This window comes from Candidatus Endoriftia persephonae (genome assembly GCF_023733635.1).
Taxonomy (GTDB): Bacteria; Pseudomonadota; Gammaproteobacteria; order Chromatiales; family Chromatiaceae; genus Endoriftia; species Endoriftia persephonae.
The window spans coordinates 114,329-139,004 of record NZ_CP090569.1 but is presented as its reverse complement, the minus strand read 5'-3'; the positions used below and the strand labels follow the sequence as shown (position 1 = coordinate 139,004).

The 24,676-nt window shown below is 55.9% G+C and carries 26 protein-coding genes; 6 read left to right on the top strand and 20 right to left on the bottom strand.

The window, feature by feature from the left end; genetic code table 11:
- Window positions 1-18: 18 nt before the first annotated feature.
- The 7 genes from L0Y14_RS00650 to L0Y14_RS00620 form a co-directional block, all read right to left on the bottom strand.
- Window positions 19-972 (bottom strand): 4Fe-4S binding protein, encoded by a 954-nt coding sequence (locus L0Y14_RS00650; RefSeq protein ID WP_010083600.1) that lies wholly within the window; start codon window positions 970-972, stop codon window positions 19-21.
- A gap of 83 nt (window positions 973-1,055) precedes the next feature.
- Complete coding sequence (locus L0Y14_RS00645) at window positions 1,056-1,460, bottom strand: hypothetical protein (protein WP_005961375.1); 405 nt, start codon at window positions 1,458-1,460, stop codon at window positions 1,056-1,058.
- On the bottom strand, window positions 1,450-2,232 hold the full coding sequence (locus tag L0Y14_RS00640; protein WP_005961374.1) for a CbbQ/NirQ/NorQ/GpvN family protein: 783 nt from the start codon (window positions 2,230-2,232) through the stop codon (window positions 1,450-1,452). Before L0Y14_RS00640 ends, L0Y14_RS00645 begins: the two co-directional genes overlap by 11 nt.
- 16 nt (window positions 2,233-2,248) lie before the next feature.
- Window positions 2,249-2,521: a cytochrome C oxidase subunit IV family protein gene (locus tag L0Y14_RS00635; protein ID WP_005961373.1), complete on the bottom strand. Its 273-nt coding sequence runs from the start codon at window positions 2,519-2,521 to the stop codon at window positions 2,249-2,251.
- A 7-nt stretch (window positions 2,522-2,528) separates the two neighbouring features.
- Entirely contained in the window at window positions 2,529-3,116 is a 588-nt protein-coding gene (locus L0Y14_RS00630; protein WP_006475581.1) for a cytochrome c oxidase subunit 3 family protein, read from the bottom strand.
- 210 nt (window positions 3,117-3,326) lie between these two features.
- Window positions 3,327-4,715, bottom strand: coding sequence for a cbb3-type cytochrome c oxidase subunit I (locus tag L0Y14_RS00625; RefSeq protein WP_006475871.1), 1,389 nt, complete (start codon window positions 4,713-4,715; stop codon window positions 3,327-3,329).
- A gap of 15 nt (window positions 4,716-4,730) precedes the next feature.
- Window positions 4,731-5,177 (bottom strand): c-type cytochrome, encoded by a 447-nt coding sequence (locus L0Y14_RS00620; RefSeq protein WP_057957077.1) that lies wholly within the window; start codon window positions 5,175-5,177, stop codon window positions 4,731-4,733.
- Window positions 5,178-6,255: 1,078 nt separating this feature from the next.
- Here L0Y14_RS00620 and L0Y14_RS00615 point away from each other — a divergent pair.
- From L0Y14_RS00615 to L0Y14_RS00595, 5 genes are all read left to right on the top strand, one after another.
- Window positions 6,256-7,065, top strand: a complete 810-nt coding sequence (locus L0Y14_RS00615; RefSeq protein ID WP_138921934.1) for a cytochrome c — start codon at window positions 6,256-6,258, stop codon at window positions 7,063-7,065.
- A 178-nt stretch (window positions 7,066-7,243) separates the two neighbouring features.
- Window positions 7,244-8,950, top strand: a complete 1,707-nt coding sequence (locus L0Y14_RS00610) for a tetrathionate reductase family octaheme c-type cytochrome (RefSeq protein ID WP_006475721.1) — start codon at window positions 7,244-7,246, stop codon at window positions 8,948-8,950.
- Window positions 8,950-9,612 (top strand): cytochrome b/b6 domain-containing protein, encoded by a 663-nt coding sequence (locus L0Y14_RS00605; RefSeq protein WP_005964529.1) that lies wholly within the window; start codon window positions 8,950-8,952, stop codon window positions 9,610-9,612. Before L0Y14_RS00610 ends, L0Y14_RS00605 begins: the two co-directional genes overlap by 1 nt.
- A 323-nt stretch (window positions 9,613-9,935) precedes the next feature.
- Window positions 9,936-10,916, top strand: coding sequence for a T-complex 10 C-terminal domain-containing protein (locus L0Y14_RS00600; protein ID WP_005964527.1), 981 nt, complete (start codon window positions 9,936-9,938; stop codon window positions 10,914-10,916).
- The gene (locus L0Y14_RS00595; protein WP_138921936.1) at window positions 10,913-11,467 is read left to right on the top strand and encodes a hypothetical protein; all 555 of its coding nucleotides are present in this window, start codon (window positions 10,913-10,915) and stop codon (window positions 11,465-11,467) included. Before L0Y14_RS00600 ends, L0Y14_RS00595 begins: the two co-directional genes overlap by 4 nt.
- A gap of 22 nt (window positions 11,468-11,489) precedes the next feature.
- Here L0Y14_RS00595 and L0Y14_RS00590 read toward each other — a convergent pair whose 3' ends face one another.
- Entirely contained in the window at window positions 11,490-12,032 is a 543-nt protein-coding gene (locus L0Y14_RS00590; protein WP_006475724.1) for a thermonuclease family protein, read from the bottom strand.
- 461 nt (window positions 12,033-12,493) lie between these two features.
- Between L0Y14_RS00590 and L0Y14_RS00585 the strand changes: the two genes are divergently transcribed.
- Complete coding sequence (locus L0Y14_RS00585; protein ID WP_005964519.1) at window positions 12,494-12,925, top strand: hypothetical protein; 432 nt, start codon at window positions 12,494-12,496, stop codon at window positions 12,923-12,925.
- Between the two features lie 36 nt (window positions 12,926-12,961).
- Here L0Y14_RS00585 and L0Y14_RS00580 read toward each other — a convergent pair whose 3' ends face one another.
- The 12 genes from L0Y14_RS00580 to L0Y14_RS00525 all read right to left on the bottom strand — a co-directional run bounded on the left by L0Y14_RS00580 (window position 12,962) and on the right by L0Y14_RS00525 (window position 24,564).
- Window positions 12,962-14,542: a nitrite reductase gene (locus L0Y14_RS00580; protein ID WP_006475726.1), complete on the bottom strand. Its 1,581-nt coding sequence runs from the start codon at window positions 14,540-14,542 to the stop codon at window positions 12,962-12,964.
- A gap of 7 nt (window positions 14,543-14,549) precedes the next feature.
- Complete coding sequence (nirJ, locus tag L0Y14_RS00575) at window positions 14,550-15,716, bottom strand: heme d1 biosynthesis radical SAM protein NirJ (RefSeq protein WP_006475727.1); 1,167 nt, start codon at window positions 15,714-15,716, stop codon at window positions 14,550-14,552.
- A gap of 75 nt (window positions 15,717-15,791) precedes the next feature.
- Window positions 15,792-16,295, bottom strand: a complete 504-nt coding sequence (ahbB, locus tag L0Y14_RS00570; RefSeq protein WP_005964508.1) for a siroheme decarboxylase subunit beta — start codon at window positions 16,293-16,295, stop codon at window positions 15,792-15,794.
- Window positions 16,285-16,521 carry a hypothetical protein gene (locus L0Y14_RS00565; RefSeq protein WP_006475728.1) on the bottom strand — a complete coding sequence of 79 codons (237 nt, stop codon included), beginning with the start codon at window positions 16,519-16,521 and terminating at the stop codon, window positions 16,285-16,287. Before L0Y14_RS00565 ends, ahbB (L0Y14_RS00570) begins: the two co-directional genes overlap by 11 nt.
- Window positions 16,522-16,609: 88 nt before the next feature.
- Window positions 16,610-17,053 carry an Lrp/AsnC family transcriptional regulator gene (locus L0Y14_RS00560; protein ID WP_006475729.1) on the bottom strand — a complete coding sequence of 148 codons (444 nt, stop codon included), beginning with the start codon at window positions 17,051-17,053 and terminating at the stop codon, window positions 16,610-16,612.
- Entirely contained in the window at window positions 17,053-17,529 is a 477-nt protein-coding gene (gene ahbB / locus L0Y14_RS00555; RefSeq protein WP_005964498.1) for a siroheme decarboxylase subunit beta, read from the bottom strand. The genes L0Y14_RS00560 and ahbB (L0Y14_RS00555) overlap by 1 nt, the downstream gene beginning before the upstream one ends.
- Window positions 17,520-18,032: an Lrp/AsnC family transcriptional regulator gene (locus L0Y14_RS00550; protein ID WP_006475730.1), complete on the bottom strand. Its 513-nt coding sequence runs from the start codon at window positions 18,030-18,032 to the stop codon at window positions 17,520-17,522. Before L0Y14_RS00550 ends, ahbB (L0Y14_RS00555) begins: the two co-directional genes overlap by 10 nt.
- A gap of 1 nt (window position 18,033) precedes the next feature.
- Window positions 18,034-19,227, bottom strand: a complete 1,194-nt coding sequence (locus L0Y14_RS00545) for a cytochrome D1 domain-containing protein (RefSeq protein WP_005964494.1) — start codon at window positions 19,225-19,227, stop codon at window positions 18,034-18,036.
- Window positions 19,224-19,553: a c-type cytochrome gene (locus L0Y14_RS00540; RefSeq protein ID WP_005964492.1), complete on the bottom strand. Its 330-nt coding sequence runs from the start codon at window positions 19,551-19,553 to the stop codon at window positions 19,224-19,226. The genes L0Y14_RS00545 and L0Y14_RS00540 overlap by 4 nt, the downstream gene beginning before the upstream one ends.
- Window positions 19,554-19,645: 92 nt before the next feature.
- Entirely contained in the window at window positions 19,646-19,984 is a 339-nt protein-coding gene (locus L0Y14_RS00535) for a plastocyanin/azurin family copper-binding protein (RefSeq protein ID WP_006475731.1), read from the bottom strand.
- Window positions 19,985-20,006: 22 nt separating this feature from the next.
- Entirely contained in the window at window positions 20,007-22,838 is a 2,832-nt protein-coding gene (locus L0Y14_RS00530) for a NapC/NirT family cytochrome c (RefSeq protein WP_006475732.1), read from the bottom strand.
- 97 nt (window positions 22,839-22,935) lie between these two features.
- Entirely contained in the window at window positions 22,936-24,564 is a 1,629-nt protein-coding gene (locus tag L0Y14_RS00525) for a cytochrome D1 domain-containing protein (RefSeq protein WP_005964485.1), read from the bottom strand.
- Window positions 24,565-24,676: the final 112 nt, after the last annotated feature.

Genomic DNA, 24,676 nt, shown 5'->3' with positions numbered 1-24,676 from the left:
ATGGAGCCTCTGAACGAATCATGGAACTGGCTGGCTTTTCGGTTTTTGACTGGTGACAGGTCGTCCCGTAGCCACTGCGATTGCCGCCTCATCCTCCACCCACTGCAACAAGGTCTGGCGCGCGAAAGGCTTCTGTACCGTTTCACAAGCGGTTATGCACTGCGCGCACTCGGTACAGGTGAACATGCGCCGCTTGATGCTGCGTGGCTTGAGGCGCATCGGGCAGACATTGTCGCAGGCGTTGTTGCATTCGCCACAGAGTTTGGCGCGGCTGCGATCAAAACCCACCACCATGCCTCGGTTGTTGGCCATCCAAGCGAGGCTCTGAAACACCCCCACTGCGCAACCAAATCGGCAAAAGAGGTGGCGGGCAAACATAAACTCGATGAACAGCAACCCAGTCCCCGCACCAATGAAACGTGCCTGATTGCCGGTCAGGCTGAAGTGGAACAAATTATGGTAGATCTCAAACGGCGGCAGCAGATAGGTGAGAAAGCTGACCGCCCAGAGGAAGGCAAAAAACAATGCAGCCAGCCAGGTCAACGGCCAGAACCTTCTGTCCGGCTTCATGTAGAGACCATTCGGCTGCAATTCCGGCTGTGGTGATTTCTCCCAAATGCTCTGCTTGCCACTGGCACGGAACATCAGCCGGTTGATCGTCTCCACCACCGAGAAGTGAGGACAGAGCCAACCGCAGTAGAGGCGACCAAAGCGCCAGGCAATCCAAATCAGCCCCGCCGCCGCCAGCGCGAGTGGGAGGAAACCACGAAGAAAGATGTTGGCAGCCGCCTCGGTACTGCTGATCTCCCCAGCAACCAGTTGGTCTATCCCCAAAGTCCAGGGCCGGCCGAAGAGGATGAAATGGTTAAGGGTCAGATCGAAGCGAAACAGATCGAGGGGCGGCGCCAGGACAAACAGGAGGAAGAAACCGGCCTGAAAGAGATGGCGTTTGTGTTGCAGGGAGAGAGACATATGGGGTTTTGTTACTGTAACAAGTGAATACCCGAGTGATTTGCTATGGTATTCTGCGGTCAGGAACAATGGCTTGATCTGGATCAATCCTGGCAACCAGGAGGCAGGGGACACCCCACCCACGGGAAACGAAAGCATTGCCCGGCCATCGCCTTGGCCAGACCGAGCACGCCAAGCAGCACCAGCGTGGAGTGGCAAACGGTGAAGTATATGATCACCAGCATCCAGGTATAGGTACCCTCATAACCGCCGAGCGCCAGGATCAGCAGGTTGACAAGGACCAGCAGCACACCTGCCCAGAGGCTTGCAGCGAGGGTCTGTTGCAGATGGCAAACTGCCAATGGCGGTGCCCCCTGCATCTTTTTTCGATAGAAATAGAGAAGCGCGATAAACGCCAGCCCCGGTGCAATCAGCAGATTTGCCAGATAGAGCGACTCGGCAACAATTGCAAATCCCTGACCAGGCGGTTCCTGGAGGTCATCTGCCAAAGGTAACTTCCACCACTTCCATCAGTGCGGCACTGGTCTCTTCATCATCGGTCAGCGGCTCCACCAAAGCAGCGCGGCAGGCCTCGAGCGGGTTGTACCCTCCCTTGATCAGGGTCGCGGTGTAGACCAGCAGACGGGTCGAGGCGGCCTCTTCCAGGTCGTGATCCTTAAGCGAACGCAGCGCATTCGCGAGGATCACTAGGCGTCTGGCAAGGGTCTCATCGATGTCAGTCTCGCCGATCAGCACCTCCTGCTCCAGCTCAGCATTGGGAAAATCGAAGCTGGCAGCGAGAAAGCGCTGGCGGGTGCTCGGCTTCATCCCCTTCAACAGATTCTGATAGCCAGGGTTGTAGGAGACCACCAGCATAAACTCCGGCGGCGCATGCAGGGTCTCGCCGGTGCGCTCAATGGGCAGGATACGCCGGTCGTCGGTGAGCGGGTGCAGCACCACCGTGGTGTCCTTGCGCGCCTCCACCACCTCATCGAGATAGCAGATGGCTCCTTCTCTTACCGCCCGGGTCAGCGGACCGTCGCTCCAGAAGGTGCCGCTCTCGCCGATCAGATGGCGCCCGACCAGGTCAGCGGCAGTCAGATCGTCGTGGCAGGCCACCGTATAGACAGGACGTCCCAGCTTGGCCGCCATGTAGTTAATAAAACGGGTCTTGCCGCAACCGGTCGGACCTTTGATCAACATCGGCAGCTGATGTTTATAGGCGTGCTCGAACAGGGCGATCTCATTGCCCTGTGGCTTGTAGAAAGGCAGCTCAGTCAATGTGGGGCCTATTAGATTAAGAGAGGTAAAACGCGGTGCTGATCAACATACCGGGAATGAAGAGCCAGATAAAGACGGGCCAACGCCAGATCCCGCGGACGGAACCCAATCCCATGAAGTAGTGACCCACCAGCTGTCCCTTGATGAGGGCCAGAAAGAGCACCCCGAGAGCGACCTGTAGGCCACTAAAGCCCATCTGGCCGATCAGGAAGGTCACAAAGCTGAAGAACATCAAGAACAGATAGACCCAAGTGCAGGGACGAATACCCAGTTTTTTATTACTGCTCATAATCTTGTCACCGCATCACGTAAACGAGTGGAAAGAGGATCAGCCAGAGCAGATCCACCATATGCCAGTAGGAGGCGCCGGTCTCCACGCCAGTATGCTCCCCGGCGCTATACTTGCCTTTGTGTGCCATCACCGCCACCGCTGACAGAATTACCATGCCCATGATGACATGCATGAAGTGGAAGAAGGTCAGGGAGAGATAGAACATATAGAAGGTGTTGGTACTGAGGGTGATGCCCTCACCGAAATGGTGGGCATACTCACCACCTTTCACTACCAGAAACACCACTCCCATCGACAATGCCGCCAACAGCCAGCGAACACAGAGTTTGCTGCTGCCCTCGCGAATCGCACTGACGGCACGCACCACAAAATAGGAACTGGTGATCAGTGCCAGAGTGTTTATCAATGCGGCCTGCCGATCCAAATGCTGTTGAAACTCGTTAAACAGCTCCACGTTGTTCATGCGAGTAAAGGCATAGGCGGCGAAAAAGACCGCGAATACCGATAGCTCTGCAAGGATGAAGATCCAAATCGCCAGGTCTCCCGGCGGATATCTCTTCGCCTGATCCAGGCTGTTTGCCACTGTCGTCATTGCTACTTCCATTAATCGATAAGCCCCACCATCAGGAGGGGGTTAATTCATATAACCTACTCAATTGGTAAGAAAATATCAGAATGGTCCACGGGCCGCTTTGATAATAGTTAATTCTTGAATCAGTGCTTTTACGAGCATAAAAAAGGCCGGCACAAAGTGCCGGCCTTGAGCTGAGGCATTACGCCTCTCTGGGGGGGATTCGCCTAATCAGTCGGCGACCACCGCCTCCGGCTCATCCTGACCCACGAAGAAGCTGGCGATGTAGATCACCAGACCGACCAGGAAGACCAGGCCGGCGACCTCACGCAGCCAGTAGAAGAGCTCGATCTTATCCTGCACCGCCATGAACGGCAGCGGGTTGTCGCCCATCCGCTGCAGGTAGGCCTGCAGGATGCCCGCGCCGGTCAGGAACAGCGTGATGAACACCATCGAGATCGTCATCAGCCAGAACGACCACATCTCCAGTATCTGCGATTTGGCCGGGTTGGCCGCATTCCGCCCACGCAGCAGCGGCATGGCGTAGGAGATCATGGTCAGGTTAATCATCACGTAGGCGCCGTAGAAGGCCATGTGACCATGCGCTGCGGTGATCTGCGTACCGTGAGTGTAGTAGTTCACCGGCGACAGAGTGTGCAGGAAGCCCCACACGCCAGCACCGAGGAACGCCATCACTGCAGTACCCAACGCCCACAACACGGCTGCCTTGTTGGGGTGCTCACGACGCCGCTTGTTAACCATGTTGAAGGCAAATACCGTCATCATGAAGAAGGGAATCGGCTCCATCGCGGAGAAGATTGAACCCCACCACTGCCAGTACTCGGGGGTACCGATCCAGTAGAAATGATGGCCGGTGCCGATGATGCCGGTGATCAGAACCATCGCGATGATGATGTAGAGCCACTTCTCGATCACCTCGCGATCGACGCCGGTGGTCTTGATCAGCACAAAGGCGAGGATGGAACCGAGGATCAGCTCCCACACGCCCTCAACCCACAGATGCACAACCCACCACCAGAAGAACTTATCCAGCACCAGGTTGACGGGATTGTAGAAGGCGAACAGGAAGAACACGGCCAGACCGGTCAGACCCATCATCAGCACCAGATTGACCACGGTCTTGCGACCCTTGAGGATGGTCATGCCGATGTTGAAGAGGAAGGCCAGTGCGACAATGACGATGCCAATCTTGGTGATCGTCGGCTGCTCCAGGAACTCACGTCCCATGGTGGGCAGCAACTCGTTCATGGTCAGATCCGCCAGGGTCGAGTAGGGCACCAGCAGGTAGCCGGCTACCGTCAGGCCCGCGGCCACCAGGAAGATCCAGAACATCAGCGTCGCCAGCCAGGGCGCAAACAGTTCCGTCTCCGCCTCTTCCGGCACCAGATAGTAGGCGGCGCCCATGAAGGCCATCAGCATCCACACGATGAGGGCGTTAGTGTGGACCATGCGGGCCACGTTGAACGGAATCTCCGGAAACAGAAAGTCACCGACGACATACTGCAGACCCATGATCAGGCCAAACAGAATCTGCGCTGCAAACAGCGCGATGGCCGCGATAAAATAGAGCTTCGCAACCGATTGTGATTGATACTTCATCGTTATCCTCTCCCCTTAACCCTGGATATTCGGCGGCCAGCCGGCGGTATTGATTCCAGACGCATACTTCAGGAATTCAGCCAGGGCAGACAGCTCTTCATCACTGAAGTTGAACTGCGGCATGCTGCGGCGACCGGGAATACCGTCCTTGGGACGACTGGCGATAAAGCCTTTGATCGCATCGGTCGAATTACCAAAGCGTTGATAGACGTTACCCAGCTCAGGCGCAAAGTAGGCGCCCTCCCCCAGCAGCGTGTGACAGCCAATGCAGTCGTTCTTCTCCCAGAGCGCCTTGCCCATGGCGATCTGCGGACCGAGCTCGCCTTCGAGGGCGGCGCGGTTATCGCGATTGGGCAGCTGGCCCATCGAGTCGAACGTCAGGGCGAGAAATAGTAGAAAGAAAAACGCGGTTCCACCATAAAAGATGTTACGCGCCATCGTTTTTGTGAAGGCCTCAGCCATGGGGATGCTCCTCTTGCGGATAAAAACGGCGAATGTATTAGAAAAAAGTAGGGAACAAAGAGCTTTGATCTTGGTCAAACGCCTAATTGCTAGATTAGGGAGCCTCTGATTAAGTCTGGACGAAGTAGATTATAATTCAGAATATTTAGCTTCAAGGCGCAAATCGCACGTAAAGCTACCGCTCCTTGCTCACGCCCCCCCTACACCCCTGTAGGGGATAGCTGGCTATTGCGAAGCAGAAGCTGGATATTCTAGACACAAGATACGAGTTAATGGCTTTATCAGAGGCTCTCTATAGATGGCAGAAGAGAGCAAAGGAAGGTGCATGAGGAGACCGACCGACAAGGCGTGCCGTCCGGCGATTTCCACTATTTACACCAGACCCCGGCTCAATCCAGCGCATCAGCAGGCTGGTATTGGCATGGTCGCTATCTTCGCTGGGGCTGACCCCAGGCGGCATGCGGTTTTCGGTCAAATGCTGATAGAGCCGACTGCTCTCCCCATCATACGGGATGACGCTTGAAATGCCCGGCTTGCCCGGCACGATGACGGCCCGACGTGACTCCTCTACCGCTCCACGGAGAATTCCTTCGCAGCTAGAGAGGTCCAATCCCCGATAACTTTTAGATGGATCATTGGAGCTGTGGCAGACAATGCAGGTAGGGCCATTGCCAAATACATTGGGGGTGCCACGATTAATCATTAGCTGAGAAGAATGTTGCCCCGCAGAACCAACGCCTCAACCGCCCCATGATCCCCTAGCCTGATCTTGCGCCACATTTGATGCGTGACACTGGATGAATTTATCGCCCCCCCTCTGCTGCTGGCAATACCATCGGAGCGACCAGAGACACAAGCACCACCAGCACACACTCCATGCAGAGAAAGACAGGAACCCTGTCTGCTAATCGACATCGGATATCCCCCCGCTTTGGATGGCACCGTTTACGCCACCCTAAAATTGCAACAGAAGCTATAGCAGGGCAACATGCTCACGGCCCACCGAGTCTTTCCAGTCACTTCACCCTGGAGCTAAACCTTGATTACCCGCACCGCTTTGTCCCTACTGCTGAGCACGATGATCCTTCTCTTGAGCAGCCCTGCCCAGGCTGAGACCGTATCGGAAAAAACCATCAGGCTGCCCCCTACTTCCCTCGCAGCCTGGTACCGGCCCGACAACAAACGCCAGGTCTGGCTGCACAACATGTTCAAGCTGCGTAGGGAGATGCTGGCTGTCTCCGACTATCTGGCGCTGGAAGATGCGGCTGGCGTCGCCAAGTGGTCGGAACGGCTGGCACAGCACTACCGAAAAATCGGAGAGATGGTGCCGGAGTGGCAGGAGGAGCTGGAAGCGGATCTGATCAGCCAACTGCAACAGTCCGCGCAGCAAGGAAACTATGAAGAGGCCGCCCGGTCACTGCGTAAACTGGGGCTGAACTGTCGTTCCTGCCACCGCGACTACCGAGCGGTGACTGCTGCGATTTATCGCACACCGGACTTCAGCCAGATCCATGTGGAAGACTCTGAAACACTCGAAGAAGAGCCGTATCGAAGAGTCATGGAGCGTCTCACCCTGCTGGTCAACCGGATCAAGATTGCCAGTGAGGATGAGAGAATGCAGACTGCGCTCGAGAGCCTGGATAATCTTCGCCAACGGCTCGATGACCTTGGGCAGAGTTGTGAATCCTGCCATAAGGACAATGCCCCCAAATCCCGAATACTCGGCACTGAAACAGAGAAATCCCTGGCGGCACTTGAACAGGCGATCAAAGCGGGAGAACAAAAGAAAACAGGGCGTCACCTGGGAACACTGGCCGTCCAAGGCTGTGCCCGTTGTCACAGCGTGCACCGCACCCTATATGATCTCAAAGGTGCAATTGCACCTTAACAAGATCTAGCTGCCCCCTTTTTCCGACACCCCCATTGACAATTATCAAAACGGTTTTATTAATCGCCGGGTAGACTCCGGCGTTAGTGTGATGAAGGTAATTTACACTCCGCATAGATCTGCACAGATCTGTCATTGTCAGCGCCGCTGATCGGTGTTTACAGGGGACATCGTCAAGATGAGCAACAAAAATCCCCCGGCCTTCACGCGCCGGGTTTATATTTTTAACTTCCTCTCTTTAACCCTCTCGATCCTGATTCTGGCCTTTTCCTGGGCGACAACAGCCCTGGCCACTTCGGATTCCAAAATCGAGATGGGCATCTCTGAATACAAAAAAACGGATGAAAACCACGCGATTGTCAGGCCTAAAAGAGAGCGCAAGTCAACCACAGACCATTCAAAGCTGAAGGAACTTCAAGGCCCGTTTTCCAGCGGCCCTGAAGTGACAAAAGTCTGCCTCGAGTGTCACAACACGGCGGGGCATCAGTTCATGAAGAACAAGCACTGGACCTGGGACTACAAGCACCCGAAGACGGGACAACACCTTGGCAAGAGCGTGTTAATCAATAACTTCTGTACCAATGCCAGGGGCAATGAAGGCATGTGCGCCCAGTGCCATGCCGGTTATGGCATGGACAGCTCAGATTTCGATTTTACAAACCAGGACAACATCGACTGCCTGGTCTGTCACGAATCCACAGGTACCTACTACAAGACACCCACGTCAAAAGGCAACAAGGCCTGCTCCATCATGTTCGAGGGCAAGCCAGCCATCGACTGGACCAAGATTGCCCAAAGCGTTGATATGCCGAGTCGCAGCAATTGCGGCAAGTGCCACTTCTACGGTGGCGGTGGCGACAATGTGAAACATGGCGATCTCTCATCTGTACTGTTCGATCCGCCCAAAGCAGTCGATGTTCACATGAGTGAAGCCGGCGAAGGCTTCACCTGTGTCACCTGCCACGTGGGCGAAGGTCATGAGTGGGCCGGCAGTCGTTACGAGATGCTGGTCAACGACGAGACAGGCACCGGCAAGCCCGGCATGCCCCGCGAAGTCGCCTCATGCGAAAGCTGTCACAGCGATTCGCCTCACCCCATCACCTCAGTCAAGGGGATCAAGCTCAACAGCCATACTCAGCACGTGGCCTGTGAAACCTGCCACATTCCGGCCGTCGCCAGGGGCGGTGTTGCCACTGAGGTCGATTGGGACTGGCGCACCATGGGCAAGCTGAAAGATGGTGAGGGTTTCAAGCTGAAGGAGTATACCCAGGGTAATGGCCATCACCGCGCCACCTACAAATCGATCAAGGGTAACTTCACCTATGCCGAAGACCTTGAGCCCATGTACGCCTGGTTTGATGGAACCATGAACTACACCACGATTGACACTCAATTCGATCCATCAAAAGGCCCGATTGAGATCAACAGCTTTTCCGGATCCTATGATGATCCCGGTTCACGCATCTACCCGTTCAAACGCATGCACACCACACAACCCTACGACAAGGGCAATAACACGCTGGTCTATATGCATCTATGGGATAATGATGAAGACGCACTCTGGGGCAACTACGATTTCGGCAAGGCCATCGAGGCAGGAATGAAGAAAAACGGCATCCCCTACAGTGGCGAATGGGGGTTTGTCGAAACCTACTCCTACTGGCCCATCAACCACATGGTGGCGCCAAAAAATGACGCCCTGGATTGTTCCAGTTGCCATGCAGATGATGGCAGACTCAATCACCTCAAGGGTTTCTACATGCCGGGTACGGGCAGGAATAAACTGCTCGATCTTATCGGTTTGTTGGCTGTCCTCGGCACCCTGGCTGGTGTACTCGGACACGGCGCGCTGCGCATGATCGCCAACCGCAGGAGGAAAGTCTGATGACAATGCATAAGATTCTAGTCTTCAAGCGGTTTGAACGTATCTGGCACTGGAGTCAGATGGCACTTATCTTCACCCTGCTGTTCAGCGGATTTGCAGTACACGGCGTCCACAGTCTGATCAACTTTGGTGATGCAGTCACTGTTCATACCTGGACCGCAATTGTGTTGCTGCTGATCTGGGCATTCGCCATCTTCTGGCTCTTCACAACAGGGCAGTGGCGCCACTATATCCCGACCGGGGAAAATTTCATCAAGGTTGCCCGTTTCTACGCCTTCGGCATCTTCAAAGGCGAGCACCATCCATACCGGAAGACCTACCGGCGCAAGCACAACCCCCTGCAGGCGCTAACCTATCTCCTGCTCAAGATCATGATCTTTCCTGCGATCTGGATATCCGGCATCGCCTACCTGCTGATCAGTTTTGGGCAGGAGGATATTTTTGGCTGGATAGGACTTGGACTCATTGCCCTGATCCATACCATCGCAGCGATCGCTGTCCTGGTGTTCGTCATCGCTCACGTCTATCTGCTCACAACAGGCCACTCGTTCATTGACCACGTAAAACCGATGATCACCGGCTACGATGATGTGGAACTGTCTGATGAGGAGTTAGCCTATCTGAAGGCAGATGAACCAGGTGTGATAAAAGAAGCCGATTAACAAACTTCTGGAAAGTAAAATCAGAAGACCCAGCGCACGATCAAGCGCTGGGTCTTCCCTTGTTTGAGAGGGCTCTGACTAGAAACCGCGCCTCACATCAAATCCAATAATAATATTCAGGTAGGTTTCACTATCGCTTCTACCATTTTGCCTGTGCCCCATTTTTTCTGTTCATGGATTAACACTATTGCAAAAGGGAACCAGCAACTCTCTTTGCTGCCCGCCGGCTTACCAGACCTTTCCGGGAGCCCACCAAAACCCTCTATCCTTGCCCCCCACCTTGACACACCCCAACCCTTTGCTAGGTTTCAGGAAGGAGCTTCATGGATAAAGAGAGAGCTTATATGCCTTCCACCCTGAGCCTATACTCCGCCTGCAGATGGCAGTTAAAAGCGATCATTCCACTTTTTTTTACCATTTTCTGTGCGACCCTATCGGCCACAGCAAATGCGGCTTTACCCGATCTCACCCTGCGAGTGAAGGCTCCTAAGGAGACCCAGGCAGGCTCGATTTTCGAGGTAAAGGTTAGCGTCGCTAACCGAGGCAAGGCAACAGCCCGAGGCTCGCGTTCATATCCCACAGGCTATATGGTTGACCTGTTTCTGACCCGAGGAAAGATACCTCAAGGCTTTGCCCGCTACTCGCAATCCTACTTCGATGGCGTACTGCTGAAGGGAGGGCGCATCGACAGGACAGTCGATCTAGCCGAGAGCAATAGACATGTTTATCAGACAGAAGTCAGCACATCGACCGACACGCCACCCGGTAATTATAAGATATGCGCAAGAGTAGATCCTGCAGGCAGGGTCAGGGAAACTAATAAAAAGAATAATTTGAGCTGCCTAAACATAAAAGTTATCAAAAAAATCGGCCGCCAGACCTTTGCAGGGAAGGATCTGAAAATGGTCAATAAGGGGCCGCCCTTACGCGCACATAACGGTTCTCAGGGCACAATGGGAGGCCCAACCAAACGAACCGTGTTGCCGGATGGCACCATGGAAATCCTTCTGCCAGACGGCATCAGGCAACGTCGCGCTCCCAACGGACAGATCACAACCATCCTTCCAGACGGAACGCATATGACCTCAAAAGCCATTCAGGTACCGATGGATGAATTGCCGGCATTACCATCTGATTTGAGTGACTGGGGCAAAAAAGCCAGCGACGCACTACTGCAGATCATCCAAAACCTACTCACCGAAGTGGAGTTCAACGCCTACCAGCAGACGGAAATAAACAAGCCATTTTATCCCAGGATGGAATGGCGCATTCGCAGCATCGACTTCCTGACGAGGGTGAAATGAGCGCTCTCAAACCAACATCAAGGGCCAGGATGCTCTGCATCGGCATTATCCTTCTCTGTCTCTTACCTGCCCCCATTCTCGTATCAAGTGAGGAAACATCACCCACCGAAGACTTGGGACTTATCGATCAGATGACACAGACACTGGAGGCCGAGCACGCAAATCAGTTTGCACCCACAATGTTACCAACAGAGGTGCTGGCACCCGCGACAGCGCAATCAATGCAGCAGGCACTCAAAGCTTATTACGACTATCGCACTGTCGGATATGAACACCGCAGGTCAGTTTTCAGATGGCAATTGTTGTCATCAAAGATCATCTTCGTCATCGTCGTTCTGCTGGTGAGTGCCGGCATCTATTTTTCCTGGCTCCAGTTCATCAAGGGATTGAGGACAGACAAAGACCGCTCTTCCACAGAAACCACCTTCGAGGCATCCGCCAGCGGCGTCAAGGTAAGCTCACCGGTACTGGGGGTCATCATCCTGGTCATCTCCTTGGCGTTCTTCTATCTCTACCTGGTATATGTCTACCCGATCGAAGAGATTCTTTGAGCAATGGACAATCAGTCAACAGCTATTCGCTCCGCCTCCCCCAACGCACTGCAATCTCGCGATACTCTCCCCACAAGCCACGTTTCTGAGCAAACGCCTCTCCCTCCATCTTCTTCAACCGCTCCCGAAACACACTGTCCAGCGGATAACGATTGAGCACTACCGCATAGCCATCAGTCACCATCTTCTCATTCAGGCTGTTGCCCTGATCGTCCAGCACCACCAGCGAAATACGCCCATATTTATCACGACGATTCAGGTCGCCACTCAACATCACCTGTTGACCAGGAGTCACAAGGCGCCTGAGATACGTAGTGGACGCCGCGCCTATCGACAATAGAACATCCTCACTCAGGCCGGTGCGCTGAACATCACGCTGCAACTTGGGGTTAGAGGTATCCTCCGGCGCATCGATCCCGGCCAACTGTATGCGTTCAGCGCCTCCAGCGATTTCCACAACCAGGGTATCGCCATCCTCCACCTGCTGAAGCCGGTAGAGCGACTCTGCCGCAATGGCATGCTGAGCGATGAAAAGAAAAAGTGCAGCCAGAGTAAGCATTCGCATGGGGCAATAACCTGAAGAATTTAACGGGGCAGCCAGAAGATAAAAAACAGGCAAAAAACTGTGACGGCGATAAAAAACAGCACAAACCGGGCACGCGCTCCGGCCCGATAGCCCCGCTTCTGATAATGGGAGACACCGCCACAATGAGGACACTCAGCTAGATCCTCAGCGATCTTTTTGCCGCAGTAGAGACAGTTCACCTCAGACAAAACGGTGCCTCACTTTTGTTGTTCCTTAAACATGGTGCCAAACAGACGAAAAATCTTATAGGACACCAAGAGATAAAGCATAAAGCCTGCAACCAGGCCCAACAGAGCCAAGCCTTGCATTATTGGCGTCCAATCCGAGTTGAGCAATAGGATCAGCAGGATGACACAGACGACCCTCATGATGGCCAGCGCAATGCCATCGACACTGATAAAAGCAAATGTCCTGCCCAGACTGATCAGTTCTGGCTTATAATGTCGTCCGAGAAAAACGATGGCCTTTCTCCTTCTGACAGCAGTGGAACCACTCCTTTGATTATAAAGAACAAATCACACCTTCTCATCCTCCTTTCGAGTGCCCTGCTGGTTGCCTGCAGTGCCCACCCTGGCGCCGGTATTTGGGTGCCAATGGATGAGTCAGACACACTTTATTCCAAAATTGCAGTGACGTTTGAAGGACGTGCTGAACTGTTTGTTGCCGATAGAGAGACGCATCTGTTGCGCTGTTTCTGGGGGGGCATCACGGCAAACAGCATCAGCATGGATTGCATCTCTGCCGATGATGAGTCGGAAAAACATCTGTTCACGCTGCAGGTCAGCGACGACGGCATCGGGATGCTGAGCGAAGCGGACAAGACTCTCGGCCTGTTTCGCCGGACCAATGAGAATCCCTCCCCCAGAGAATAGCGACGCATTGACGCCCCACGGCCTGTCACGCCGGTCTCAGTGGCTGGTGCCTCGCGAGCGGGTCAGTTTGTTATGCACATTGTACTTTCCGGATGGCTTCTTCATCGGTAACCGCTTGACCTCTTCCAGGGTATTGGCGTCGTAGATCACCAGTGCCCCATCCATATCCCAGATACTGACCAGAGCGTATTTCCCGTCCTGGGTGAACTCCACATGGGCAGAGGTCTTGCCAGGAGCCGGCTTCAGAGTCTTGACGATCTCCAGGGTCTGTTTGTCGATCACATGCATCAGGTCTTTGTTGGGACCGAAGAAGACATCGACCCAAGCGTAGCGGCTCTTCTCATGGCTGCGCATGAAAAAACCAGGGCCTTTTGTTGGAATACGCTTGATCACCTCCCAGCTCTGCATATCGACGATGCTGACCTCCGGCTTTTTGATATTAGGCGTGGCCAGCACCGTGCGGCCCTGATACTCCCAGGTGATGGCGGAGCTCAGGTGCGGCATGCCCGGCAGGCTGACTTGAGCAACGGCTCGCTTCAGATCAAGATCCACTACCTGACCTGCGCTACCCTCTTTTCCCTTATCCATGCCCCGCGAAGTACCGATCACCCGGTCATATTCCTGGGTGAGAAAGAAGTCATCGAGATAGCCTTCGACACTGATGCGGCGCACCGGAAACCGCGCCTCCTTATGGGCATCCCCGGAGTCTTCGCGATAATCATGGACCCAACCGGAAAAGCCCGACGGCGGCTTGTCCATATAGCCGATCTCCCAGACCTCCGGTATATCTTTCAGCGCGGCGACAAAGCTCTCTCTCGGGTCTGCCGTATAGACCGCACTGACCCGTGAACTGGCGCCATTTTCATCTACCACATCGATCACCTTGAGCGGCGACAAGTCCCGGGCATCCAGAATCACCAGGGTATGGGGCAGATAGTTGGCCACCGCAACATAGCGACCATCATGGGAGACGGCCAGGTTGCGGGTATTGATGCCGGCCCGCACCTCGGCCACATACTTCAGATTGAAGACATCGAACTTGCTGATCCAGCCATCACGGGAGGCAAAATAGATATAGCGCCCCCCTTCGGCCCATTTGGGGCCACCATGCAGGGCAAAGCGAGTCGGCAGGCGATGGATCGGTTCGAAGCTGTCGCCATTCAGCAGGGTAGCGTGATGATCACCCAGCTCCACCACCATGAAGAGGTTGGAGATCTGCGCGTCAAACTGCGGCTTGTCTGGCAAGCTGCCAGGGGGATGGTATTCCAGCCGGCTGGCCTTGATCTCTTCCATACCCCAGGGCGGAATCTCCTTCAGCGGCGTGTAGATCATGGCCACCAGGGCCTCGATCTCCTTCGGCTTCAGGATCTCCCGGAAGGCAGGCATCTGCGAGGCGGGGCGGGTATCCCGGATCACATTGAAGGCAGCCTTTTTTCTCAGCCGTTTCAGATTCTGCGGCAACAGGGCGGGGCCCACCTTACCCAGCCGGTCGGCACCGTGGCACTCGGCACAATGTTTCTGGTAGAGCACATTGGCATCGATCGCCGTCCACGCATTACCCACCATCAGCATACCCAACAGCCCGGCCAACAGGACACGAATCAGAACTCTCTTCATAGATGATTTATCCGGCGAGTAGCCGGTCCCTCGGACCATCATCCTCTACCCTAACTTCAATCCCGATCTCTTTATCGGTGAGATAACAGGCGGGATCCTCACTCCAAGCATCGCCGGTAAGCTGCCGGGCGCGCACACGAGTGTTGCCACCGCAGATATTGAAATAATGGCACTGACCACAACGCCCACCTATCTTGCGCGGTGATTGTTTGAGACCGGCCATGATCGGGTCTGAGGTGTCCTGCCAGATCTCGGAGAAGGGGCGCTGTTTGACATTGCCCAGGTCGTAGTCCCACCACATCGTGTCGGGATGGACCCGACCCTGATTGTCAATGTTGGCGATGTTGACACCGGAGCTATTGCCGCCCCACTGGATCAGCTTGTCACCAATGTGCTCGGCCTGCTCAGGGAAGCGTCGCTCCACCCAGCGCAACAGATAGACCCCGTCCGCATCGTTGTTGCCGGTGACAAACTCTGTACCCCGGCCCTCGGTCGCATCCTCCAGGGCGCGTTCGAACAACAGATCCATCGCCCAGCGGGTGGTGTTGAGGAAGACGTCGTCCTCACGATTCTTATTGCCCCGTCCGGCATAATTGAGGTGAGAGAAATAGAACTTGTTGATGCGCTCTTCGACCATCAGGTCGAGCAGCTGCGGCAGTTCCTCTGCGTTGTCCTGGGTCATGGTGAAGCGCAGCCCCACCTTGATCCCCGCATCCCGGCAGAGACGCAGACCGTGCATCGACTCTTCATAGGCCCCCTCCTTGCGGCGAAAGCGGTCGTGGGTCTCCCTGATGCCATCAATGCTGATACCCAGGTAGTCGAAACCCACCGCAGCGATCTTGTCGACATTCCGCTCATCGATCAGGGTGCCGTTGGTGGAGAGCGCAGTGTAGAAGCCCATCGCTTTGGCGCGGTGGGCAATCTCGAAGATATCGGGCCGCAGCAAGGGTTCACCACCGGAGAGGATCAACACCGGCACCCGGAACTGCTTCAGGTCGTCCATTACTTCGAACACCTGTTGGGTGTTCAGCTCGTTAGGGAAATCGGTGTCCGCTGAGATCGAGTAGCAATGCTTGCACATCAGGTTGCAGCGTCGCACCAGGTTCCAGATCACCACCGGGCCCGGCGGATTGCGCTTGGGTCCCAGCGGCTTGGGCGCCAAGATCTCCTGCATAAATTGTGAGATTCTAAACATAGTCTTGTCTGATCCGCTCTTGGTGATCGACGCTCACTGGCAGCTCCGATCCACTCACACCCCAATCCTCATGCCGGTTTTTTTGAGGATCCGGCTACTAAAAAGAACCTCATGCGCCCGATTGTCGGCACCCAACAGCTCGGCGATGATCGCGGCCTTCTGCAGCACCTCATCCCGGTCCCGACCGTGGGCCATCGCAAACAGATTGTAGCGCCACTCCGGCAGATGGCGCGGCCGATGATAGGCGTGGCTGACAAAATCCAAGGCGCCGATCAGCCGGCCATACTCCCCCACCTTCTCGTCCGGCACGTCCCATACCGTCATGCCGTTGCCACGAAACCCCAGGGTGTAATGGTTGGGCACCGCGCCGATACGTCGGATCACGCCACTCTCCAGCATCTGCTGCATGCGCCGCATCACCTCATCGGCCGTTGTGCCCAACTGTTCAGCAATCTGCTCATAGGGTTGCGGCGCCAGCGGCAGGCCGGCCTGGGTGGCGAGCACGATTTTGCGATCCAACTCGTCCAGACCGCTCACCTGCTCAGGCTCAGTCGTCATCCTTTTGCACTCGCAGATCGGGCAGGTTGACCGCCCCCATCACATGCAGCACCACGCCGGCGCCGACAAAAAAGACGATGGTTGCGCCAAGACTGGCGAAGATGGGGTTGTCAGTTCCGATCGTCATGCCCTGATAGCCTGCCGCCAGTAGGGTGGCCAAGGCGAGCAGGTAACAGATGTAAGCAGAAACCAGGGAGATTTTTTGCGCGGGTTTACGTGTTTTCAAAGAAGGAGTTCTCATGTAGAGGGTTGGCTCGCCTGAGGCTACAGCGGGAATTATTGATTGATGAGCGCAGGGAATACCACTCATCGAGTTAAACCTCAAACTTCAGGCCAACAAAAAACTCCTCTTTTTTTGGCATGTTATAGACTCGATACCCTGTCTCCGCCTCGATCTCAGCCAATACGCTGGTGATGCGCTGCGAGGTCTCGGTGGCTAGCACAAACCACATGTTGAACTGGTGGTCGCGGGCATAGTTGTGGGCTACCTCCGGAAAGGCATTGACCTGCTCAGTCACCTGATCGAACGCCTCCTGGGGGATTTTCATGGCGCAGAGGCTCAGGCCACCGCCCAGCCGCTCGGCATTGAATAACGGGCCAAAGCGCGAGAGTTGCTTCTTCTCAAGCATCTGCTCCAGACGCCGGATCAACTCATCCTCCGAGATGCCAAACTGCGCTGCTGCCTCACGATAGGGGTGCTCACAGAGGGGAAAACCGCCCTGCAGCTGATTGATGATGGCGCGGTCGATCTCGTCCATCACTGGTATCTGGCGCCACGCTGTTTGAAGCGTCTGCCGCTGAACAGGACCTTATGAGGGATCCCCGCCAGCCCTTGGGCCTCAATGATGCTCTCGATGTAGTTGAGCACCCGCTGGCGATCCTTACCGTGGATCATGCTGAAGAGGTTATAGGGCCACCCAGGCAGGCAGCGTGGACGCTGGTAGCAGAGGGTAACGCAGGACTCGTTGCTCAACTTTTCTCCCACTTCATCGAGGCGTGCATCGGGCACATCCCAGACAACCATAGCATTCGCGGTGTAACCAAGTTCATGATGACGCACCACGATGCCCAGCCGCTTGATTACGCCTTCACGCTGCAGGTGGGCGATGCGATCAATCACCTCCTGCTCACGCATGCCGATGCGCTCACCCACCTCGGCGTAAGGGTGGCTGGAGAGCGGCAGCCCGCCCTGGATCTCGGCCACCAGCCGGCGATCCGCGTCGCTTAACACCATAGCGGGAACCCCAGATCGATATGAAACTGTTTCATTAGCGGCAGCTTCAACACTGGGTAGCCGGTCTGCTGTTCCATCTGCGCCAACACGGCGTCCAGCCTGGCCTGATCGGATGCGGTAACCACAAACCAGAGGTTATAGTCATCCTCACGCTCGTAATTATGATTCACCTCGGCATAGGCGCTGATTATCGCCGCCACCGCCTCCAGTTCTTCTGCTGGCACTGCAATCGCCGCCAGAGTGCTGGCGCCGATCTTCTTCGGCTTGAACACCGGACCCACCCGGCTGATCACGCCGATCTCCTGCAGCCGGGTCAGAATTTTCAACACCAGCGCCTCGCTGGTCCCGATTGTTTTCGCCATATCCGCATAGGGGGTCGGAGTGAGCGGCAAACCCTTCTGATATTCGTTGAGCAGTCGCTTCTCGAGATCGTTCAGCTCAACCGGGGCCGGGTTCAGTGTGCGCGGCTGACTCTGCGGGTAGGTCGGTGCCGGGTTTGCCATGTCACAATCCTGTCTGGTGAGCGCGGGAGGTGAAGAAGATGCCACTGGGCTTGTCCACCGACAGGCGGTGGGTTTGCTGCAGCGTACGGGTGTCGTAGATCTGCACCTCATCCTTGTCGCGGACCGAGATCCAGACCTCTTCACCGCGCGGCGAAAACTCCATGTGTAGCGTGCCCTTGCCGGGCTTCAGGGTCTTCACAATATCCAGGGTTTCGGTATCGATCACCTGTATGGTGTCGTTGTGGGGAAAGGCGAAGTTGACCCAGATCTGCCGGCCGTCGGGACGTGCCATGACGAAGACCGGTTGACCGTGAACCGGGATCTGCTTGAGCTCTCGCCACTCGGTGCTATCCACCACCAGCACTGAGTGCTGGCCCACAGCGGGCAAAAAGGCCCGGCCGCCAGCCATTGCCCAACCCTCAAGGTGAGGCATCTTGTAGACCGGCAGTTTCTGTTGGCCGCGGCCATAATCCTCCAGGATGAGGCGAGGCCCCTGTTCGGGATGCCAAAGGTCGAGCAGGGAGAGCCCGTCCTGGCCAAACAGACCGGCGATGTAGTAGCGGCCGTCCGGCGTGATCAGGGCGTCATAGGGCAGACGGCCGATCTTCTCGAAGCGCTGGATGGAGGGATTCGCCGGGGTATCCATGTCGATGATCCAGCTCTCACCGGAATCGTAGAGGCTGACCACGAAGCGCTGATCCGGCGCATCCACCAGACCAACGGTCTTCGAGCCCTTCTTGTTGCCCTCCCGGTCTGTCACTGTGGTGGCGGGGATATCCGCCACTAGAGAGAGATCGTCAGAGGAGAAGACCTTCACCCCACCCGGCTCATAGTTGGAGACCGCGATAAGTGAACCGTCCTGGGAGATGGCACCGCCGATGCTGTTGCCGCCCTGCACGATGCGTTTGACGATCCGACCACAGAGGATGTCGACCTTGGTCAGCCCACCGTCACGCCCGAAGATGTAAGCGTAGCGTGCATCCCGGGAGTAGACCGCCGAGGCATGGGAGAGATCACCCAGACCCTCGACCCGGAACAGCTCCCTGCGGGCGCTAGTATCCACCACCTTGAGGCTGCCGGCGGCACGTTCGATGATGATGCCCATGTCACCGGTGCCTCGGGTCAGGCACTCGGCCACCAGGAGGCTGGGGGCGAAGAGGATCAGCAATAGTAGCAGGGTGCGGAAGGACTTCACGGCCGGCGACCTCCCTGCTTGAGTTGAGTTGCCAACCACAGCGCCTCACTATCTGTAAAAAACGGGCGCCAAGGTGGCATCGGAGTACCAGGACGGCCATGTAAAATGGTCACGGCCAACTGCTCCACCGGCCACTGCTGCAGACGCCGAGGTGTCAGAGCCGGACCCAAACCACCCTCAAGACGCATACCGTGGCAGGAACCACAGTCGTGCCGCAACAGATAGAGAATCTCCGCCTGTCGCTGGGATGAGATTTCGGCCAGCGCAGCACCACTCATTAAGAGGGTGATAATCAGCGTCGACAGAGGGAGCAGATGCCTTTTCATACCGGTGTTTCGTTATTCACGCAGCAATTTATGGTGATGGGTAAGAAACTATCAGGTCGGTGCTCAAAGGCTTTGACATCCATCAAACCACGCTATTCAACACGAACGATACCGGTCATTTCCGGATGGGGGCCACAGCGGTAGGGAAACTCACCAACGCTATCGAAACTGCGTTCGTAGGTGTCATCGGGGAACAGGTAGTCGGATTCTGGATCGCCGAGCTGTTCGAACCAAACGCTATGATACTGGCGTTTTTCCCGGTTGACCCAGCGTACTGTCTGCCCCGCCTTGATACTGATCACCTGGGGCAGAAACTTGAACTTGATGATCTCTACCTGCGCAACTGCCCCCCCTCCTGCCGTGGCTGTTGTCATTATCGCAACAAGGCTTAGCGCCAACAGCGCCTGGCAGGAGAGTTTCAGTCTGATCATCAGGAACCTCAAGGTCATGGTGTTACTGCGCAGTGGCGTTGATCTCCGCCTTCTCGCTGTCGAATCCTAGCTTGTACCCCAGCGAGACGTGATGAAAACGCGCGTTGCTGTAGTCATCATGGATGGCAAAACCAATGTTGTAGAGCTGATCCTTCGCCAGCGGCAGATCACCTGGCTTATTGGTCTGAAGCTTGCGTTTCATCACCAGGGTCCAGACACCATCCTGCAACGATGCAGTCATCTCCGCCGCATCCCCCCCGCTCATGTTACGTTGCTCCAGGATGTGGCCATCCTCGGTCTCACCCTTGCCGGACTTGTAGCGGACCAGCTCCATATACTTATGAGCATCCATCTCCGCCTGCAACTCATCCGCACTCTTCAGCTTGTCCCAACCACCGCGCTTCTTGCCACGACGCCCCTTGACCTCGATCTTGCTGCGGCTCTCCTCGATGTACTTGGTCAGCCCCTGTGAGAGATCGAGCTGCTGAGCCACCGGACTACCGCCCGCCGTCTCAGCATCCGGCGTGTGGGGCATGCTCCGCAGGTCATGATGGCAAGTGCCCCAGCAACCAGCGCGGTCGGCATACTTAACATCGTCGGTGGCAAGCATCAGTGCCAGCTTCATCGGGTTTTCCGGGTCCATCTTGCCGCCCTCCACGAAGGGTACCGGCGCATGCTCGGAATCGTCCCAGCTGAAACGGAGATAGAGGTTCTCTCCATCGTGGGTCGACTCAACAGTGACCGGAATGCTGCCACGCTTGCCGGGGATCGGGGTGGGTTCGGCCTTGACACCGGTCACCATCTTTTTGCCCATGTCGGCGGTCTCTTTGTCGTGACAGGTGATACAGCGATCACCGGCCTTGACGAAGGGGCGGGCGCCACCGTGGTCCTTACCGGTCAGCACCCACTCCATGGAGGTCTGACCAGGATAGAAGAGGGTGACCTCCCGACTGGATGCCTTTGACCAATCGATATTGGCATCGAGAGCGGCATCGGTTGCCTGGAAAGTGCCAGTTGCTGCGGCCGGCACAGGGGCAGGGGCAGCCGCCTCACGCTTGACCGCATTGATCTCCACCTTGTCGTTATCGAAGCCGATCTTGTAACCCAGGGAGACGTGGTGAAAACGGGCATTGGTGAAGTCATCATGGATAGCGAACCCCAGATTGTAGACCTTGTCCAGCGCCAGACTCAGGTCACCGGGCTTGTCGGACTTGAGCTTGCGCTTCATCACGACGATCCAGTTACCGCCCTCCTGACGCGCATCCACCTCAAAGCCCTGACCGCCGCTCATCAGGCGCTGCTCCATGATATGACCATCCTCGGTCTCACCCTTGCCGGATTTGTAGCGCAGCAGGTCCATGAACTTGTGGGCATCCATCTCTGCTTTCAGTTCATCATCGCTTTTCAGTTTGTCCCAGCCACCGCGCTTCTTGCCGCGACGCCCCTTGACCTCGATCTTGCTTCGGCTCTCCTCGATGTACTTGGTCAGCCCCTGTGAGAGATCAAGCTTTTGTGCAACCGGACTGCCGTTTGCAGTGTCGGTATCCGGGGTATGGGGCATGGTGCGCGCGTCATGGTGGCAGGTTCCCCAGCAGCCAGCGCGGTCAGCATATTTAACCTCATCGGTGGCAAACATCACCGCCAGCTTCATCGGGTTGTCCGGGTCCATCTTGCCGCCGTCGACAAAGGGAACCGGCACATGCTCTGTATCTTCCCATTCAAAACGCAGGTAGAGGTTCTCCGTGTCGTGGGCCGCCTGCACACTGACCGGAATACTGCCGCGCTTGCCGGGGATGGGGGTGGGTTCGGCCTTGACACCGGTCACCATCTTTTTGCCCATGTCGGCGGTCTCTTTGTCGTGACAGGTGATACAACGATCACCGGCCTTGACGAAGGGGCGGGCGCCACCGTGGTCCTTACCGGTCAACACCCACTCCATGGAAGTCTGGCCGGGATAGAAGACAGTGATATGGCGTGTCGGCACGTCGCTCCAGTCGATGCCGAAGCCGGTAACCGGGCCGACCGCCGTAGTGGCTGCGGTCGCCTCACCCGCCTGCTGCGCCTTGAAGGCAGCCAGCGCATCGGCGACGGCTTTTTCGATGCGCGCCTTTTCAGCTTTCTTGGCCGCCATCTTGGTCTCGCGGGCCTTCTTCGCCGCGGCCTTCTCCGCTTCAGCCTGAGCCGCCTCTTTTTCCTCGACCCGCTTCAGACCTTCGAGGAACATCTCCGGCACTTCACGCACATACTTGGGGTTCGGTGCTTCCAGCTCCTCCAACTCCTCGTCGGAGAGCAGATCACGTACGTGCTTGTGGGCAATACCCTTGTGGCAGTCGATACAAGTCTGACCGGTCTTAAAGGCATTCAGATGCTGTTTTCTCGCCCGGGGTTTCTGAAACTCCGGGTTCATGGATTCAAAATTGTGACAGTTGCGACACTCGCGGGAGTCGGTGCTCTTCATCGCATTCCAGACCCGCTTCGCCATAGTCAGGCGGTGCTCGTCGAACTTTTCGGGGGTGTCCACCGTCCCCAGGAGTTTGTGGTAGACCTCGTTACTCGCCTGGATCTTGCGCACCATCTTATGCACCCAGGGATCTGGCACATGACAGTCGGGGCAGGTGGCGCGTACGCCGGTGCGGTTGGAGAAGTGGATAGTGGGTTTGTACTCTTGGTAGACGTTCTCCTCCATCTCGTGGCAGCCGATGCAGAAATCTAGCGTATTGGTCGCCTCCATCGCGGTGTTGAAGCCACCCCAGAAGATGATACCGCCGATAAAAAACAGCAGAGCGCCGCCTACGGTTGTTCCTAAAATCAGCCGACGTGATGCCAGGCTCGGTTTTTTATATTGGTCTGCCATTTCTTAACCGCCCCAGAGAGAGAACTGAAGGTGAAAAAGCGCGGGCATGGAAGGACTCCATGCCCGCATTCGGTACTACCGAATCAAGTAACCCTGATCAGGTTACGTGGTTAACACGGTTGTGGACGTTGAACTTGCCGGTCGGTGCGTAGAGACCCTTGATGCGTGCCTTCTCTTTGAGGGTCTTGGCATCGAAGATGATGATCTCACCGTTAGGCTTCTTACTATCCGCACGGTTCCAGACAGAGGTCCAGACCTCAGAACCATCGTTGTTGAACTCGATGTGAACGGCTGCATAGCCTTTCTTCTCGGTCAGACGAATGGTCTTGACGATCTCGTGGGTCTTCTTGGAGATGACCTGGATCGACTGCTGAACTTCAGGCTCCGGGGTCTTGGTCTGGTCGGCCCAATAGTAGTCAGACTTGGGATGGGTGCGGATGAAGACACCGGGACCATCGGTCTCAACTTCGTAGCAAATCTTCCAGGCCTGATCCGGATGGCCAGCAGGATCGTTACCCCAAACGGTGATCTTGCCAACACCCAGATGAGTGGTACCACCGACAGGACCGCACTTGGGATCGATCCAGTTAGCACCAGGACCAGGATGGGGCTTCTTGTCCACATCGATCATGGCTTCCAGCTTGCGGGTCTTGGAGTCAATCACCACCATCTTGTTGGAGGCGTTGGCAGCGATCTGGAAGTAACGACCGGTCGGATCATAGAAACCGTCGTGCAGGTACTTGGCGGAGTCGATCTTGGTGATCTGCAGATTGTCGATATCGCTATAGTCGACCTGCCACATCTGACCCAGCTCCTTCATGGAGACCAGCCAGCTAGTCGCCATCGGAGTGTCGTACACAGCCGCAACGCGAGACTCGTTGACGTACTCACCATCCACATTCACGCCACGAGCAGAGACAACCTTCAGCGGCTCCATGGTCTTGGCATCGAGGATGACGAAGTGCGGCGGCCAGTAACCACCACCGATGACATACTTGCCGTCACCGGAGACGGCCACGTCACGGGCATCATAGGCGACCTGGGTCTGGGCAACCTTCATCTTATCCGGGGTCTGCCACAGATCAACCTTGGTCATCATGCCGTCGCGACCCATAACAAACCAGAAGCGGCCCGGATTCTCTGTGTGCAGAGTATTGTGATGCTCGACGGCCTTCAGCACATGCACGGCATAACCCGTTGGGATATGCGCAACGACCTCTTTCTTGTCACCGTCGATGATCGCAATCTTGCCCACATCACGCTCGATGACCAGGAAGAAGTTCTCCCAGTTGCGGCCATGCAGGGGCTTGGTGGGATAGTCTTTGGGGTCGACGAATACCTTGTGGCGCTCCTTCATCAGAGCCAGGGACATCTCCGGCGGGATCGGCGGCGTCTGCTGGATGTACTTGGCCATCAAGGTGATCTCGTCCTTCGACAGAATATCGTCGAAGTTGTTCATGCCACCCTCTGTACCGTAGGTGATGATCTTTTCGAGACGCGTCTGACCCAGCTTCTGAGTGTTCTTAGGTTCCAGATTTTTACCAGTGGCGCCTTTACGCAAGGTGCCGTGGCAGCCAGCGCAGCGCTGGAAATAGATCGATTTTCCCTTCTCAAAATCAGCATCAGACATCGCAGGCGCACCGGCCGTAGCATTCAGAGCAAAACCGGACGACGCGATACCGACAGCAAGACCCAGGGCGGAAAGTGTAAATTTCGTCTTCTTCATCTAGGGTGATCTCCCTCAAAAGCCAAATAACATGGCAAACAACATTGGCAGAATGGCAAAACCCCGCCATATGCCGGGTTATGTCATGTAGAGAGAAGTTAGACCTGGCTTA

Coding starts and splice junctions, on each gene's coding strand:
- L0Y14_RS00650 (WP_010083600.1), bottom strand. CDS start 972: ATGTCTCTCTCCCTGCAACACAAACGCCATCTCTTTCAGGCCGGTTTC.
- L0Y14_RS00635 (WP_005961373.1), bottom strand. CDS start 2,521: ATGAGCAGTAATAAAAAACTGGGTATTCGTCCCTGCACTTGGGTCTAT.
- L0Y14_RS00630 (WP_006475581.1), bottom strand. CDS start 3,116: ATGACGACAGTGGCAAACAGCCTGGATCAGGCGAAGAGATATCCGCCG.
- L0Y14_RS00625 (WP_006475871.1), bottom strand. CDS start 4,715: ATGAAGTATCAATCACAATCGGTTGCGAAGCTCTATTTTATCGCGGCC.
- L0Y14_RS00620 (WP_057957077.1), bottom strand. CDS start 5,177: ATGGCTGAGGCCTTCACAAAAACGATGGCGCGTAACATCTTTTATGGT.
- L0Y14_RS00615 (WP_138921934.1), top strand. CDS start 6,256: ATGATCCTTCTCTTGAGCAGCCCTGCCCAGGCTGAGACCGTATCGGAA.
- L0Y14_RS00610 (WP_006475721.1), top strand. CDS start 7,244: ATGAGCAACAAAAATCCCCCGGCCTTCACGCGCCGGGTTTATATTTTT.
- L0Y14_RS00605 (WP_005964529.1), top strand. CDS start 8,950: ATGACAATGCATAAGATTCTAGTCTTCAAGCGGTTTGAACGTATCTGG.
- L0Y14_RS00600 (WP_005964527.1), top strand. CDS start 9,936: ATGGATAAAGAGAGAGCTTATATGCCTTCCACCCTGAGCCTATACTCC.
- L0Y14_RS00595 (WP_138921936.1), top strand. CDS start 10,913: ATGAGCGCTCTCAAACCAACATCAAGGGCCAGGATGCTCTGCATCGGC.
- L0Y14_RS00590 (WP_006475724.1), bottom strand. CDS start 12,032: ATGCGAATGCTTACTCTGGCTGCACTTTTTCTTTTCATCGCTCAGCAT.
- L0Y14_RS00585 (WP_005964519.1), top strand. CDS start 12,494: ATGTCGTCCGAGAAAAACGATGGCCTTTCTCCTTCTGACAGCAGTGGA.
- L0Y14_RS00580 (WP_006475726.1), bottom strand. CDS start 14,542: ATGAAGAGAGTTCTGATTCGTGTCCTGTTGGCCGGGCTGTTGGGTATG.
- nirJ (WP_006475727.1), bottom strand. CDS start 15,716: ATGCAGGAGATCTTGGCGCCCAAGCCGCTGGGACCCAAGCGCAATCCG.
- ahbB (WP_005964508.1), bottom strand. CDS start 16,295: ATGACGACTGAGCCTGAGCAGGTGAGCGGTCTGGACGAGTTGGATCGC.
- L0Y14_RS00560 (WP_006475729.1), bottom strand. CDS start 17,053: ATGGACGAGATCGACCGCGCCATCATCAATCAGCTGCAGGGCGGTTTT.
- ahbB (WP_005964498.1), bottom strand. CDS start 17,529: ATGGTGTTAAGCGACGCGGATCGCCGGCTGGTGGCCGAGATCCAGGGC.
- L0Y14_RS00550 (WP_006475730.1), bottom strand. CDS start 18,032: ATGGCAAACCCGGCACCGACCTACCCGCAGAGTCAGCCGCGCACACTG.
- L0Y14_RS00540 (WP_005964492.1), bottom strand. CDS start 19,553: ATGAAAAGGCATCTGCTCCCTCTGTCGACGCTGATTATCACCCTCTTA.
- L0Y14_RS00535 (WP_006475731.1), bottom strand. CDS start 19,984: ATGATCAGACTGAAACTCTCCTGCCAGGCGCTGTTGGCGCTAAGCCTT.
- L0Y14_RS00530 (WP_006475732.1), bottom strand. CDS start 22,838: ATGGCAGACCAATATAAAAAACCGAGCCTGGCATCACGTCGGCTGATT.
- L0Y14_RS00525 (WP_005964485.1), bottom strand. CDS start 24,564: ATGAAGAAGACGAAATTTACACTTTCCGCCCTGGGTCTTGCTGTCGGT.